Origin of the sequence: Fuscovulum blasticum DSM 2131 (genome assembly GCF_003034965.1) — a bacterium.
Lineage (GTDB): Bacteria > Pseudomonadota > Alphaproteobacteria > Rhodobacterales > Rhodobacteraceae > Pseudogemmobacter > Pseudogemmobacter blasticus.
In genome coordinates, this window is record NZ_PZKE01000014.1 from 81,179 (window position 1) to 95,125 (window position 13,947).

Annotated in this window: 12 protein-coding genes; 6 read left to right on the plus strand and 6 right to left on the minus strand. The window is 67.0% G+C overall.

The window, feature by feature from the left end; genetic code table 11:
- Window positions 1–102: 102 nt before the first annotated feature.
- Window positions 103–462, plus strand: coding sequence for a hypothetical protein (locus C5F44_RS14040; protein WP_107674172.1), 360 nt, complete (start codon window positions 103–105; stop codon window positions 460–462).
- Here C5F44_RS14040 and C5F44_RS14045 read toward each other — a convergent pair.
- A complete protein-coding gene (locus C5F44_RS14045; protein ID WP_235822633.1) occupies window positions 435–1,307 on the minus strand; it encodes a DUF817 domain-containing protein in 873 nt (290 codons plus the stop codon). The two genes, C5F44_RS14040 and C5F44_RS14045, sit on opposite strands and share 28 nt — an antisense overlap.
- A gap of 66 nt (window positions 1,308–1,373) precedes the next feature.
- Window positions 1,374–2,669 (minus strand): serine hydroxymethyltransferase, encoded by a 1,296-nt coding sequence (gene glyA, locus C5F44_RS14050; protein WP_107674173.1) that lies wholly within the window; start codon window positions 2,667–2,669, stop codon window positions 1,374–1,376.
- Between the two features lie 184 nt (window positions 2,670–2,853).
- Here glyA and C5F44_RS14055 point away from each other — a divergent pair, with 184 nt between their 5' ends.
- Complete coding sequence (locus C5F44_RS14055; RefSeq protein ID WP_107674174.1) at window positions 2,854–3,618, plus strand: NAD kinase; 765 nt, start codon at window positions 2,854–2,856, stop codon at window positions 3,616–3,618.
- Window positions 3,619–3,625: 7 nt separating this feature from the next.
- Here C5F44_RS14055 and C5F44_RS14060 read toward each other — a convergent pair whose 3' ends face one another.
- From C5F44_RS14060 to C5F44_RS14070, 4 genes are all read right to left on the minus strand, one after another.
- Entirely contained in the window at window positions 3,626–5,053 is a 1,428-nt protein-coding gene (locus C5F44_RS14060; protein ID WP_107674175.1) for a sigma-54-dependent transcriptional regulator, read from the minus strand.
- 123 nt (window positions 5,054–5,176) lie between these two features.
- A complete protein-coding gene (locus C5F44_RS14065; protein ID WP_107674176.1) occupies window positions 5,177–7,069 on the minus strand; it encodes a propionyl-CoA synthetase in 1,893 nt (630 codons plus the stop codon).
- A 29-nt stretch (window positions 7,070–7,098) separates the two neighbouring features.
- Entirely contained in the window at window positions 7,099–7,302 is a 204-nt protein-coding gene (locus C5F44_RS17860) for a hypothetical protein (protein WP_146161956.1), read from the minus strand.
- Window positions 7,303–7,353: 51 nt separating this feature from the next.
- Window positions 7,354–9,657 (minus strand): NADP-dependent malic enzyme, encoded by a 2,304-nt coding sequence (locus tag C5F44_RS14070; RefSeq protein WP_107674177.1) that lies wholly within the window; start codon window positions 9,655–9,657, stop codon window positions 7,354–7,356.
- A 135-nt stretch (window positions 9,658–9,792) separates the two neighbouring features.
- On the opposite strand from C5F44_RS14070, the gene C5F44_RS14075 reads away from it, so the two are divergent.
- The 4 genes from C5F44_RS14075 (at window position 9,793) to C5F44_RS14090 (ending at window position 13,905) form a co-directional block, all read left to right on the plus strand.
- Window positions 9,793–10,896 (plus strand): cupin domain-containing protein, encoded by a 1,104-nt coding sequence (locus C5F44_RS14075; RefSeq protein WP_107674188.1) that lies wholly within the window; start codon window positions 9,793–9,795, stop codon window positions 10,894–10,896.
- Between the two features lie 111 nt (window positions 10,897–11,007).
- Window positions 11,008–11,400, plus strand: a complete 393-nt coding sequence (locus C5F44_RS14080; RefSeq protein ID WP_107674178.1) for a cytidine deaminase — start codon at window positions 11,008–11,010, stop codon at window positions 11,398–11,400.
- The gene (locus C5F44_RS14085) at window positions 11,400–12,707 is read left to right on the plus strand and encodes a thymidine phosphorylase (RefSeq protein WP_107674179.1); all 1,308 of its coding nucleotides are present in this window, start codon (window positions 11,400–11,402) and stop codon (window positions 12,705–12,707) included. The genes C5F44_RS14080 and C5F44_RS14085 overlap by 1 nt, the downstream gene beginning before the upstream one ends.
- Before the next feature lies 1 nt (window position 12,708).
- Entirely contained in the window at window positions 12,709–13,905 is a 1,197-nt protein-coding gene (locus tag C5F44_RS14090; RefSeq protein WP_107674180.1) for a phosphopentomutase, read from the plus strand.
- Window positions 13,906–13,947 lie beyond the last annotated feature (42 nt).

Here is a 13,947-nt window from a genome sequence, read left to right on the forward strand (position 1 = left end):
GGGATTGTGCATAGCGAAACGATCTGTGCGCGGCCAGAGCCGTTGCCGCGCCGCCTTGGCTGGTGGATACTGCGCGCAACGAAGGGCGGCGGGTAAGGCAGGATGGGTGCGGTAACGATCACGCAGATGGCGGGCCGGGTGGCGGCGCTGATGGAGGAACGGCTGGGCATCCCCGGCGAGGGGCTTGAGGCAAAGCTGCAACGCGGCGGCCGTCGCCTGACGCCGAAAGTGCGCGAGGCGGCGCAGGCTTTGGCCATGGCTGCGCAGAAGGCCCAGAACCCCAAGCTGTTGCTGCAGGTGGATGAAGGGCAGGTGGCGCAGGATTATGACACCTGCGTCCGGCATCTGACGCGGCTGCCGCCGCATCGCGCCACCCTGTCGGTGGCCGCCTCGGTCACCATTTCGCTGCTGGCCGTTGCCACGGGCGTTGTCGCCTATCTGGCCTGGCGCGGATACCTCTGAACCGGCTGCCCCGCCGGATAAAGCGCCGACCGCAGCACCAGCGTCACCGAGACGAAGGCCACATAAAGCAGCAGATACCATGACCCCAGCTTGGCGAAGCTGACCCATTGGTCCGGGTTCTGCCCGCCGTAAAGCCAGGTTCCGGTGCGGGTGCCCACGTTCTCGGCCACCCAAAGCGCCCCGCTGGACAGCAGCGCCGCCAGCGGCAGCGGCATCCACCAGTCATGGTCATGGATGCGGAACCAGATCCGGGTGCGGCCATAGATCAGCACGGTTGCCGCAAACAGCGCGACACGGATGTCGGGCAGAAAGTGGTGCGCAAAGAAGTTGACATAGATCGCCACCGCCAGAACCAGCGTCATCCAGAACGGCGGATAGGGGGCAAAGCGCATGTCGAAGATGCGGATCACGCGGGCCATGTAGCTGCCGACGCTGGCATACATGAAGCCGGAAAACAGCGGCACGCCCATCAGCTTGAACAGGCCGGGTTCGGGATAGGCCCAGCTTCCGGCGCTGACCTTGAACCATTCCATCGCGGTGCCGGTCAGGTGGAACAGCGCGATCACCCGCGCTTCCTCCCACGTTTCCAGCTTTTTCCACAGGAACAGCGCCTGCGTGGCGATGGCGAACAGGAAGAGCGCGTCATAGCGGTGCAGGGGCCAGTCGGCCTGCCAGACGGCCTTGGACAGCAGGATTGCCCCCAGCAGCAGCCCGCCGAACAGGCAGGCCCAACCCTGCTTCAGCACGAACATCGCCAGTTCCGCCAGCCCATAGGGCAGGCGGGCGCGGGCCCAATCGCCCATGCGGCGTTCAAGACTGCGGGTTTCGGGCTGGGGGGCGGACATCAGACACACCGCAAACAAAAGGACGCGCACCCGATGGGCGCGCGTCCTGGTCCTGTCAAGCCCGGCTCAGAGACTCGGATACAGCGGGAAGGCCTTGCACAGCGCCTCGACCTCGGCCTTCACCTTGGCCTCGACCGCACCATTCCCGGCCTCGCCATGGGCGGCCAGCCCGTCCACCACCTCGACGATCCAGCGCGCGATCTGGCGGAATTCGGCCTCGCCGAAGCCGCGCGTGGTACCGGCGGGGCTGCCAAGGCGGATACCGCTGGTCACGAAGGGTTTTTCCGGGTCGAACGGCACGCCGTTCTTGTTGCAGGTCAGATGGGCGCGGCCAAGGGCGGCCTCGGTTGCCTTGCCCGTCACCTTCTTCGGGCGCAGGTCGGCCAGACACAGGTGGTTGTCGGTGCCGCCCGACACGATGTCGATGCCGCCCTTCATAAGCTCATCCGCCATGGCCGCCGCATTGGCCTTGACCTGCGCGGCATAGGCCTTGAACTCGGGGCGCAGAGCCTCGCCGAAGGCCACGGCCTTGGCGGCGATGACATGCATCAGCGGCCCGCCCTGAAGGCCGGGGAAAACGGCCGAGTTGATCTTCTTTGCAATGTCCTCGTCATTGCACAGGATCATGCCGCCGCGCGGCCCGCGCAGCGATTTGTGCGTGGTCGTGGTCACCACATGCGCATGGGGAATGGGCGAGGCGTGGACGCCGCCGGCCACCAGACCCGCGATATGGGCCATGTCCACATGCAGGTAGGCGCCCACTTCATCGGCGATGGCGCGGAAGGCCGCCCAGTCCCATTCGCGGCTGTAGGCGGTGCCACCGGCCAGAATCAGCTTCGGCCGGTGCTCCAGCGCCTTGGCGCGCACGTCGTCCATGTCCAGACGCTGATCCTGCTGGCGCACGCCATAGCTGATCACGTTGAACCACTTGCCCGACATGTTTACGGGCGAACCATGCGTCAGGTGCCCGCCCGAGTTCAGGTCCAGCCCCATGAAGGTATCGCCCGGCTTCAGCAGCGCCAGGAACACCGCCTGGTTCATCTGGCTGCCCGAATTGGGCTGCACGTTGGCAAAGTTGCAGCCGAACAGCTTTTTCGCCCGCTCGATGGCCAGCGTCTCGGCCACGTCCACAAACTGGCAGCCGCCATAGTAGCGTTTGCCGGGGTAGCCTTCGGCATATTTGTTGGTCAGGACCGACCCCTGCGCCTGCAACACCGCCAGGCTGACGATGTTCTCGCTGGCGATCAGTTCGATCTCATGGCGTTGCCGGCCCAGCTCATCGGTGATCGAGCCGAAAAGCTCGGGGTCACGGCTGGACAGGGGTTCGGTGAAAAAGCCGGTGTCGCGGTGCGAGGCGGTCATGCGCGTCTCCGTATCTGGGATGGGGCGGGTTGTCGGGGGTTGTAGTGCAGCAGGGCGCCTCGGAAAAGGCCGGAAACGACGGGTCAAGAGGTCGCGGCGAAATCGCCGCTGTCCGGCTGCGGGCCGTCAGGGGTTGAGTTTGCCCCGCCCGCCCGCCAAGGTGTGCCCGCAAAGGGAGGGGTGCATGTCCGGTCGCATCAGGTTCACGGCCTCGCGGGCGCCGGCGGCGGCAGAAGCCTTCGCCCGGCTGACCGCGCTTTACGGGCAGGCCGATGCGCGCAAGGCCGATGTGGTGGTGGCGCTTGGCGGTGACGGGTTCATGCTGCACACCCTGCACGCCAGCACCGCGCGCGACCTGCCGGTCTATGGCATGAATTGCGGCACCATCGGCTTTCTGATGAACGCCTATTCCGTTGACGCCTTGCCTGAACGGCTGGCTGCGGCAGAGGAGGCGGTGCTGAACCCGCTGTCGATGCGGGCCGGAAATGCCCGTGGCAAGGTGTCCGAGGCGCTGGCGATCAACGAAGTCTCGCTTCTGCGGCAGGGTCCGCAAGCGGCCAAGCTGAAGATCACCATAGATGGCCGCGAACGGCTTGAGGAACTGGTCTGCGACGGGGCGCTGGTGTCCACCCCGGCGGGGTCAACCGCCTATAACTATTCTGCCCATGGCCCGATCCTGCCCATCGGTTCGGACGTTCTGGCGCTGACCGCGATGGCCGCCTTCCGGCCGCGCCGCTGGCGCGGGGCGCTGCTGCCCAAGACAGCCGAAGTACGCTTCGACGTGATCGAGCCGGAAAAACGGCCGGTCATGGCCGATGCCGACAGCCGGTCCTCGGTGCGCGATGTGCTTTGGGTGAGCGTGCGCTCTGAACCCCACATCCGCCACCGGCTGCTGTTCGACCCCGGTCACGGGCTGGAGGAGCGGCTGCTGAACGAGCAGTTCGTCTGACAGCCGTTCAGCGCCGCTTCGCCCAGGCTTCAAGTTTGCGATACAGCGTGGACGGCGACACATCCAGTTCCCGCGCCGCCCGTGGCACCGAACCGTCATGCCGCGCCAGTGCCGCCTCGACCGCCTGCCGTTCGATTTCGGCAAGCGTCTGCGGGCCTGTTGTGGGCAAGGCGGGCGGCTCGGCCTCGGGGCGGGCGGGTTCGAAATTCATCGCCGCCTGCACCATGTGGATCGGCAGCATGTCCGGGCGCAGCACGCCGCCATCGTTCAGCACCACCGCATTGCGCATCACGTTCAGCAACTGCCGCACGTTTCCGGGCCAGTCCTGCGCGATGAGCATCCGGCGCGTCTCGGCTGTCATCCCCTCGAACCGCTTGCCTTCCTCGGCGGCAAAGCGGGCCAGCGCGGCTTCGGCAATCTCGACCACATCGGTGCCCCGGTCGCGCAGCGGCGGCATATGCACGGGCACGACATACAGCCGATAGAACAGGTCTTCGCGGAACTGGCCGCGGCGGACCGCATCCAGCGGGTCGCGGTTGGTGGCGCAGACGATCCGCACATCCACCCGACGCGGCTTGACCGCCCCCACCGGCTGGATGGTCGAGGTTTGCAGGAACCGCAGCAGCTTGGTCTGCAAGGGCAGGGCCATTTCGCAGACCTCGTCCAGAAACAGCGTGCCGCCATCCGCCGCCGCCGCCGCCCCCGGCTTGTCGGAAATCGCGCCGGTGAAGCTGCCCTTCACATGGCCGAACACCTCGCTTTCCAGCAGGTCTGGCGGGATCGCGCCGCAGTTCAGCGCGATAAAGGGCCCGTTCGCCCGCCCCGATCGTGCGTGCACCGCCAGCGCCGCCAGTTCCTTGCCGGTGCCGCTTTCCCCGGTGATGAAGACCGTCGCCTGTGACCGGGCCACCGAGGCAATGATCCGATGCACCCGCTCCATCGCTTCGGATGACCCGATGAAGGCCGTGCGGTCGGTGGTGGCGGCCACCAGTTCACCTTCCCCGGCTGTCTGGCGCCGCCGGATCGGGGGCAGCCGGCCGCTGGCGCGGGCCGTCGCCTCTTCCGCGGCGGCCTGTGTGGCGGTTCGGAGCTGCGCTTCGTCAAAGGGCAGGGCCAGAACATCGAAGGCCCCCGCCCGCATGGCCGCCACCGCCTTGTCCACCGTTCCCGGTGGCGTCAGCGCCAGCACAACCAGCTCTGGCGCGGCGCGCAGAAAATCCGCCATCAGCGCCAGCGGCTCGCCCTCGTGCATTGCCAGATCCATCAGCACGATCTGCGGTGACAGCGCGCGGAACAGGCGCAGGGCATCCGCTGGGGTGGGCGCAGCCTGCACGTTATGGCCTGCCGCCGCCAGCGTCGGCCGCAGCAAGGTCTGCGACAGGCCGCCTGCACCGACGATCAGCACCATAAGCCTTTCGCGCCGTGCCGGGCTCATCCTGCCCGGCCTTCCGTCATGCCGCCGATCCACGCCGCCGCCATCGTTGCCAAAGCCCCCGGTTGTTCCGCGCAGGCTGCCACGGCGGCAGGGCGCAAGTCCAGTCCGGGGGATGCCGGGTGCCTAGCCGCGGGCAAGGCCCAGCGTCTTCAGCGCCATGGCGATTTCGTCCAGAATCGCGGGGTCGTCGATGGTGGCCGGCATCTTCCAAGGCTGGCTGTCGGCGATCTTGACCATGGTCCCGCGCAGGATCTTGCCCGAGCGGGTCTTCGGCAGCCGGTCCACCACCACCGCGCGCTTGAAGTCGGCCACCGGGCCGATCCTCTCGCGCATCAGCTTGACACATTCGGCCACCACTTCGGCATGATGCCGGGGTGACCCCTTGTTCAGGCACAGGAACCCCAGCGGCGACTGGCCCTTCAGATCGTCGGCCACGCCGATCACGGCACATTCGGCCACGTCCGGGTGGCTGGCCAGCACCTCTTCCATCGCGCCGGTCGACAGGCGGTGCCCCGCGACGTTGATCACGTCATCGGTGCGGGCCATGATGTAAAGATAGCCGTCCTCGTCGATATAGCCGGCATCGCCCGTCTCGTAATAGCCGGGGAAGTGCGCGAGATAGCTTTTGCGGAACCGGTCCTCGGCATTCCACAGCGTCGGCAGGGTGCCGGGGGGCAGCGGCAGTTTCACCGCGATGGCGCCCAGCGTGCCCGGGGGCACCGGATGGCCTCCTTCGTCCAGCACCTGCACGTCATAGCCGGGCATGGCAACGGACGGGCTGCCGATCTTGACCGGCAACGGCTCGATCCCCATCGGGTTCGCGGCAATGGCCCAGCCGGTTTCGGTCTGCCACCAGTGGTCGATCACCGGCACCTTCAGATGGTGCTGCGCCCATTGAATGGTGTCCGGGTCCGCCCGTTCGCCGGCCAGATACAGCGTCTTCAGCGTCTTCATGTTGTATTCGCCGACGAATTCGCCGGTCGGATCATCGCGCTTGATCGCCCGCAGTGCGGTTGGCGCTGTGAACAGCACCTTGACCTTGTTTTCGCTAACCACGCGCCAGAAGGTGCCTGCATCCGGCGTGCCGACGGGCTTGCCCTCGAACACTACGGTGGTGCAGCCGGCCAGCAGCGGCGCATAGCAGATGTAGCTGTGCCCCACGACCCAGCCCACGTCGGACGCGGCCCAGAACACATCGCCCGGACCGCAGTCATAGATCGCGCGCATCGTCCACATCAGCGCGACCATATGGCCGGCGGTTGGGCGCACCACGCCCTTGGGCGCGCCGGTGGTGCCGCTGGTGTACAGGATATAGGCGGGATGGTCGCCCTCGACCGGCACGCAATCGGCCGGCTCCACGCCGTATTGGAAGGTATGCCAGGCCACATCGCGGCCCTCGATCAGCTTGGCGACTTCCTGTTCGCGCTGGAACACCACGCAGAATTCGGGCTTGTGCGTCGCCATGTCGATGGCGGCATCCAGGAGCGGCTTGTAATGGACAATCCGGTTCGGCTCGATCCCGCAGGAGGCGGCGATGATCGCCTTCGGGGTGCAGTCGTCGATCCGCACCGCCAGTTCGCTGGCCGCGAAGCCGCCGAAGACGACCGAATGGATGGCGCCAAGCCGGGCACAGGCCAGCATGGCCTCCAGCGCCTCGGGGATCATCGGCATGTAGATGATGACGCGGTCGCCCTTTTCCACACCCTTGGCGCGCAGCGCCCCGGCCAGGCTGGCGACGCGCGCTTGCAGTTCCTTGTAGGTGATGCCCTTGCGCAGGTGGGTGACGGGGCTGTCATGAATGATCGCAAGCTGGTTGCCCCGGCCTGCCAGCACATGGCGGTCGACCGCGTTCCAGCAGGCGTTCGCCACGCCATCGGTGAACCACTGATACAGCGGGGCACGGCTGTCATCCAGCGCGGCCGAGGGCTTGCGCACCCAGTCGATCGCCCCGGCCGCGTCCATCCAGAACCCTTCCGGGTCGGCCTTCCAGCGCGCATAGATTTCAGCGTATCCCATGGTATGCCTCCTCCCAAAGCGCATTTCTGTTACGTCACCAGCCGTGGTGTGCGCAACAATGTTACCGGGAACAATTGGCGGCTTTGACGAAAAGTTTGCAGGATTTCGCGGATCTGGGTTGCGAATTTTTGCAAAGCCCGTTCCGCCGCAAAAGCTGGCGTTAAAACCGGGCAACTTTGCAAACTTTTTGCCTGACGCCGGGGAAGGCGATTCCCTTCCCGGCGCAGCTTCATCTTGGCCCAAATACCCCACGGGGGTGCGGGGGTGGGAAACCCCCGCCGCTGTCAGCCGTAATGCGCCACCGGCGTTCCGGCCAGCGCCGCCATGTTCAGCAGGCCCCGTGCGGTGATCGACGGTGTCACCACATGCGCCTTGTTGCCCATGCCCATCAGGATCGGCCCGACCTCCAGACCGCCAGCCTTCATCTTCAGGATATTGCGCGCGGCATTGGCGGCATCGGTGAAGGCGAAGACCAGAATGTTCGCGGCCCCCTCCAGCCGGCTGTTCGGGAACATCCGGTGCCGCAACTCGGGGTCAAGGGCGGCGTCGATGCTCATCTCGCCCTCATATTCGAATTCGACCTCACGGTTGTCCAGGATTTCCAGCGCGGCCCGCATCCGGCGGCCGGAATCACTGTCGAGGTTGCCAAAGTTCGAATGGCTGCACAGCGCGACCTTGGGCTTCACGCCAAAGCGGCGGGCATGGCGCACCGCACCCAGCACCGTCTCGGCCACCTGTTCCGGTGTCGGCACGGCGTTCACATGGGTGTCGGCCACGAACAGCGGCCCGTCCTCCTGGATCATCAATGACAGCGATCCCTGCGGCCGCAGCCCGCCGCGCGCCAGCACCTCGCGCACATAGCGCAGGTGCCACAGATATTGCCCGAAGGTGCCGCAGATCAGGCTGTCGGCATCGCCGCGGTGCACGGCGACGGCCCCGATGGCGGTCGAGTTCGTCCGCATGATCGCCCGCGCCAGATCGGGCGTGACGCCCCGCCGCTGCATCAGCTCGTGATAGGTGGACCAGTAGTCGCGATAGCGGTCGTCGTGTTCGGGGTTGATGCACTCGAAATCGCGATCGGGGCGGATCGGCAGGCCCGCCCGTTCGGCGCGCTGGATCATGACCTCGGGCCGCCCGATCAGGATCGGCTTGTCGGTCATTTCCTCAAGGATCGCATTCGTCGCCCGCAGCACCCGCTCATCCTCGCCCTCGGCAAAGATGATGCGGCGCGAGGTCTGGGCGGCGGCTTCGAATACCGGCCGCATGATCAGCGCCGATTTGAAGACGCTGCCGTTCAGCTTTTCGCGATAGGCGTCCAGATCGGTGATCGGACGGGTGGCCACGCCGGTCGCCATGGCGGCCTTGGCCACCGCCGTTGCGACCACGCCGATCAGGCGGGGGTCGAACGGTTTGGGGATCAGATAGTCGGCCCCGAAGCTCAGCCGTTCGCCGTGATAGGCGGCGGCGGCTTCCGCGCTGGTGGTGGCGCGGGCCAGGGCCGCGATGCCGTCGATGCAGGCCAGTTGCATTGCGTCGTTGATCTCGGTCGCCCCCACGTCCAGCGCGCCCCGGAAGATGAACGGAAAGCACAGGACGTTGTTGACCTGATTGGGAAAGTCGCTGCGCCCCGTGGCGATGATCGCCTCGGGCGCCACCTCGCGCACCGCATCGGGCAGGATTTCGGGGCTGGGGTTCGCCAGCGCAAAGACGATGGGCCGCGGCGCCATCTTCGCCACCATTTCTGGCGTCAGGACACCGGGGCCGGACAGACCAAGGAACAGGTCGGCGCCGGCAATCACCTCATCCAGCGTGGCGGCTGTCGTGCCCTGGGCATAGGCCGCCTTCTGTTCGGTCATCTGTTCGGTCCGGCCGTGATAGACCAGCCCCGCCAGATCGCACAGCCAGACATTCTCGCGCCGGACGCCCAGCTTCAGCAGCATGTTCAAGCAGGCGATCCCCGCCGCCCCGCCGCCGGTCGAGACGACCTTGATGTCCTCGAACCGCTTGCCGGCCACATGCAGCGCGTTGGTCGCTGCCGCACCCACCACGATGGCGGTGCCGTGCTGGTCATCGTGGAAGACGGGGATGTTCATCCGCTCGCGGCACAACTGTTCAACGATGAAACAATCGGGGGCCTTGATGTCTTCAAGGTTGATGGCGCCGAAGGTCGGTTCCAGGGCGCAGACGATGTCAGCCAGGCGATAGGGATCGGGTTCGTTCAGTTCGATGTCGAAACAGTCGATATTGGCGAACTTCTTGAACAGGACGGCCTTGCCTTCCATCACCGGCTTGGCGGCCAGCGGCCCGATGTTGCCCAGACCCAGCACCGCGGTGCCGTTCGACACCACCGCCACCAGATTGCCCCGCGCGGTATAGCGGCTGGCGGTGGCGGGGTCGGCCTTGATCTCAAGGCAGGCCTCGGCCACGCCCGGCGAATAGGCGCGTGAAAGGTCGCGGCCGTTGGCCAGCGGTTTCGTCGCCCGGATCTCAAGTTTTCCGGGCTTGGGAAACTCATGGTAATCCAGTGCCAGATGCCGGGCCACCTGCCGCGCCTCGTCCGGGCGGCCGTCCTTCGCGTCTTCTGCCATGTCACACACTCCCTCGATGGTTTGGCCCTAAACCAACATTCAAGACCCGCCAAGTCCCGGTTTTCCGCAATGCGCCGGCGCCGCTTGATTTTCGGCAGGCCCGCGCACAGGATGCCGCCACAACAGGGGGCGATGATGACCGAGACGCGTGCCGAAATCCGGCTTCCCACGCAAGAGTTGCGCGACGATCTGCCCTTCTACACCCGGACATTGGGGATGCGGCTGGACATGATCTATCCCGCCGACGACCCGCAGGTTGCCGTTGTTTCGGGCCATGGCCTGCGGTTGCGGATCGAGAAGGGGGCGCCCGAAGGCCCCGGAACCCTGCGCATCCTGACCGAAGACCCTGACAGCTTTGCCGGTGGCGCGCGCGAACTGACCGCCCCCAACGGCACCCGGATCGAGATTGACGAACTGAACCCGCCGCTGGTGCTGCCGACCACCGAACACGCCTTCGTGGTGCGGCGGCTGGCCGATCAGGCGCCCTGGGTCATTGGCCGGGCGGGCATGATGTATCGTGACCTTGTGCCCAGCCGTCTGGGCGGGGCGATGATCGCCAGCCATATCCGGGTGCCCGACGGGCCGGTTCCCGACATGGTGCATTTCCACAAGGTCGGGTTCCAGTTGATCTTCTGCATCCATGGCTGGGTGGATGTGCTGTATGAAGATCAGGGCGGGCTGCGCCGTCTTCATGCGGGCGACTGCTTCATCCAGCCGCCGCAGATCCGCCACCGCGTCGTGGAATCGGGCGGCGGGATCGAGGTGATCGAAATCGGTGTTCCCGCCGAACATGTGACCGAGATCGACCACGCGATGACCCTGCCCACCCCCGACCTGCGCCCGGATCGCGAATGGGACGGGCAGAAGTTCGTTCACAATGTCGGCGCGACCGGCGCCTTCCATCCGTTCCGTATTCCGGGGTTCGAGGCCCGCGATACAACGGTTGATGCCGCGACCAGGGGCGTTGCCAGCGTGATGGTGGCCCGCCCGATGACCAACGCCTTTGCCGCGCAGCACCCCTGGACGGCACATGCCGGCGACATCCTGTTCACCTTCGTGATGTCGGGCCACATGCTGCTGGAAGGCGAAGGCAAGGCGCCGTTCCGCCTGTCGCCCGGCGATGCCTTCGTGGTTCCGCCGGGTCTGGCGACCCGCTACAGCGAGATGACCGAAGACCTGCAACTGCTGGAGGTTTCGCTGCCGGGCAATCCGCCAACGCGCGTGGTCGCGGCGCCCTGACCGCGCGCGGGCCGGCGGACAGCCGCCACGGCGGGGTGCGGCCCGGCTTGCGCAAAGCCGGGTCTGGGGCCATGCTCTGACCAAATGGTCAGGACAGCGGAGGCAACACGCATGGACCTTCTTCAAGCCGCAACCGAGGTGCGCGAACGCGCCTGGGTTCCCTATTCGCGGTTCAAGGTCGGCGCGGCGATCCGGGCCACCTCGGGCAAGGTCTATGTCGGCTGCAATGTCGAAAATGTGGCCTATCCCGAAGGCACCTGCGCCGAAGCCGGGGCGATTGCCGCCATGTGCGCCGGCGGCGACTACAGCATTGCCGAGGTCTTCGTGATCGCCGACAGCCCGGACCCCGTGCCCTGCTGCGGCGGCTGCCGGCAGAAGATCGCCGAATTTGCCGCCCCGGATGTGCGGGTGACCATGGCCACAACCGACGGCAAGACCCGCAGCGTGACCGTGGCCGACCTGTTGCCCGGCGTGTTTTCGGCCTCGCACATGGACCGGGCCTGATGGACGCCCGGCTGATCATCGCCAAGCTGCGCGATGGCCTGCGCCCGACCGGGGCCGAAATCACCTGGTTCGCGCAGGGTCTGGCAAGCGGGGCGGTGACCGACGCGCAGGCCGGGGCCTTTGCCATGGCGGTGCTGCTCAAGGGCCTGGGCGAGGAAGGCCGCGTTGCCCTGACCCGCGCCATGCGCGACAGCGGCAAGGTGATGGCCTGGGATCTGCCCGGCCCGGTGGTGGACAAGCATTCCACCGGCGGCATCGGCGATTGCGTCTCGCTGCTCCTGGCCCCGGCTCTGGCCGTCTGCGGCGCGATGAACCCCATGATCTCGGGCCGCGGCCTTGGTCATACCGGCGGTACGCTGGACAAGCTAGAGGCGATCCCCGGTTTCCGCACCGGCCTGTCGGAAGACCAGTTCCGCGCGCAGGTGGCCGACATCGGCTGCGCCATCGTTGCCGCCTCGGCCGACCTTGCCCCCGCCGACAGGCGGCTTTACGCGATCCGCGATGTGACGGGCACCGTCGAGAGCATCGACCTGATCACCGCCTCGATCCTGTCGAAGAAGCTGGCGGCGGGGCTTGAGGCGCTGGTGCTGGATGTGAAATGCGGCTCGGGTGCCTTCATGAAGACGCTGGACGAGGCCGAGGCGCTGGCCCGCGCCCTGGTCAGCGCGGCGCAGGGGGCCGGCTGCATGACGACGGCGCTGATCACCGACATGACCCAGCCGCTGGCCACCGCCGCGGGCAATGCGCTTGAGGTGATTGAGGTGATGGAGACGCTGACCGGCACCTCGGTCAACGCGCCGCTGCGTGACCTGACCGTTGCCCTGGGGGGCGAGGTTCTGGCTCTGGCGGGGCTTGCCGCCGATTCCGACGACGGGGCCGGACGGATCATTCGCGCCTTGGAAAGCGGCGCTGCCGCCGAACGCTTTGGCCAGATGGTCGCGGCGCAAGGCGGGCCGTCCGATTTCGTGGAACGCTGGCCTGACCGGCTGCCCGCGGCCCCGGTGATGCGCGAAGTGCCTGCGCTGGAAGACGGCCATATCTGGGCGATCGACGGCCAGGCCCTTGGGAATGTCGTGGTGCATCTGGGTGGCGGCCGGATGCGCGACGGCGACCGGGTCAACCCCTCGGTTGGCCTGTCCGATCTGGCCGGAATAGGCGAGGAGACCGGCGCGGGCGTGCCCATTGCCATGGTCCATGCCGCAACGGACGAGGCGGCCACCGCCGCGATCAAGGCGGTGCAGCGGGCCTATCGCATTGCCCCGGGCATACCGGATGAACCGCCCCTGGTGTTGAAGAGGATTGCCTGACATGGCGCGTGCCTTCCTGATCGTGATGGATTCCGTTGGCGCGGGCGGGGCGCCCGATGCCGCCGCCTTTGGCGACGAAGGATCGAATACCCTTGGCCATATCGCCGCCGCCTGCGCTGCAGGCCGGGCCGAGACCGGCCGCAGCGGGCCACTGAAGATGCCCAACCTTGATGCGCTTGGCCTTGGGGCGGCTGTCCGGCTGGCCTCGGGCGCGGCGATGGAAGGGTTCACCGCGCGGCCGCAGGGCCTGTGGGGGGCCGCGCAGGAAGTGTCGCGCGGCAAGGATACGCCTTCGGGCCATTGGGAACTGGCCGGCGTGCCGGTGCCCTGGGACTGGACCTATTTCCCCGTCGCCCGCCCGGCCTTTCCGCCCGATCTGGTGGCGCTGGTCTGCAAGCTGGCCGGGACCGAGGGCATATTGGGTAACTGCCACGCCTCGGGCGTGCCGATCATTGCCGAACATTGCGAGGAACACCTGCGGACCGGCTGGCCGATCTGCTACACCTCGGCCGACAGCGTGTTCCAGATCGCTGCCCATGAAGAGGCGTTCGGTCTGGACCGGCTGTTGAAGCTGTGCGCCGACCTGGCGCCGTATCTGCACGCGATGAAGGTTGGCCGTGTCATCGCGCGGCCTTTTACCGGCACCTGCGGCGATTTCCGCCGCACCCCGAACCGGCACGACTATGCCATCGCCCCCCCGTCGCCCACGCTGCTGGACTGGGTGTCAGAGGCGGGCCGTGCCACCCATGCCGTGGGCAAGATCGGCGACATCTTCTCGATGCGGGGCATCGGAAAGCTGTGGAAGGGCAAGTCTGACGCTGACCTTTTCGAACATCTGGTCCGGCTGGGGGAAGAGGCCGAGGATGGTTCCTTGACCTTTGCGAACTTCGTCGAGTTCGACAGCCTTTATGGCCACCCGCGCGACGTGCCGGGCTATGCCCGCGCGCTGGAATGGTTCGATGCCGGTGTTCCCCGCTTCCTGGCCAGGCTGCGCCCCGGCGATCTGGCGATCTTTACCGCAGACCATGGCAACGATCCCACCTGGACCGGCACCGACCACACCCGCGAGCGGGTTCCCGTGGTGGGCTGGGGCGCGGGCCTGCGCGAGATCGGGCTGCGCGGCTATGCCGATGTCGGCGCCAGCCTGGCCGCGCATCTGGGCGTGGCACCGCAAGGGCCGGGCCGCAGCTTCCTGTGACCGGCGGCCGGGGGCGCTGCCCCCGGACCCCCGGGGTATTTT

Coding starts and splice junctions, on each gene's coding strand:
- C5F44_RS14080 (WP_107674178.1), top strand. CDS start 11,008: ATGGACCTTCTTCAAGCCGCAACCGAGGTGCGCGAACGCGCCTGGGTT.
- C5F44_RS14040 (WP_107674172.1), top strand. CDS start 103: ATGGGTGCGGTAACGATCACGCAGATGGCGGGCCGGGTGGCGGCGCTG.
- glyA (WP_107674173.1), bottom strand. CDS start 2,669: ATGACCGCCTCGCACCGCGACACCGGCTTTTTCACCGAACCCCTGTCC.
- C5F44_RS17860 (WP_146161956.1), bottom strand. CDS start 7,302: ATGAAGCTGCGCCGGGAAGGGAATCGCCTTCCCCGGCGTCAGGCAAAA.
- C5F44_RS14055 (WP_107674174.1), top strand. CDS start 2,854: ATGTCCGGTCGCATCAGGTTCACGGCCTCGCGGGCGCCGGCGGCGGCA.
- C5F44_RS14070 (WP_107674177.1), bottom strand. CDS start 9,657: ATGGCAGAAGACGCGAAGGACGGCCGCCCGGACGAGGCGCGGCAGGTG.
- C5F44_RS14085 (WP_107674179.1), top strand. CDS start 11,400: ATGGACGCCCGGCTGATCATCGCCAAGCTGCGCGATGGCCTGCGCCCG.
- C5F44_RS14060 (WP_107674175.1), bottom strand. CDS start 5,053: ATGAGCCCGGCACGGCGCGAAAGGCTTATGGTGCTGATCGTCGGTGCA.
- C5F44_RS14090 (WP_107674180.1), top strand. CDS start 12,709: ATGGCGCGTGCCTTCCTGATCGTGATGGATTCCGTTGGCGCGGGCGGG.
- C5F44_RS14045 (WP_235822633.1), bottom strand. CDS start 1,307: ATGTCCGCCCCCCAGCCCGAAACCCGCAGTCTTGAACGCCGCATGGGC.
- C5F44_RS14075 (WP_107674188.1), top strand. CDS start 9,793: ATGACCGAGACGCGTGCCGAAATCCGGCTTCCCACGCAAGAGTTGCGC.
- C5F44_RS14065 (WP_107674176.1), bottom strand. CDS start 7,069: ATGGGATACGCTGAAATCTATGCGCGCTGGAAGGCCGACCCGGAAGGG.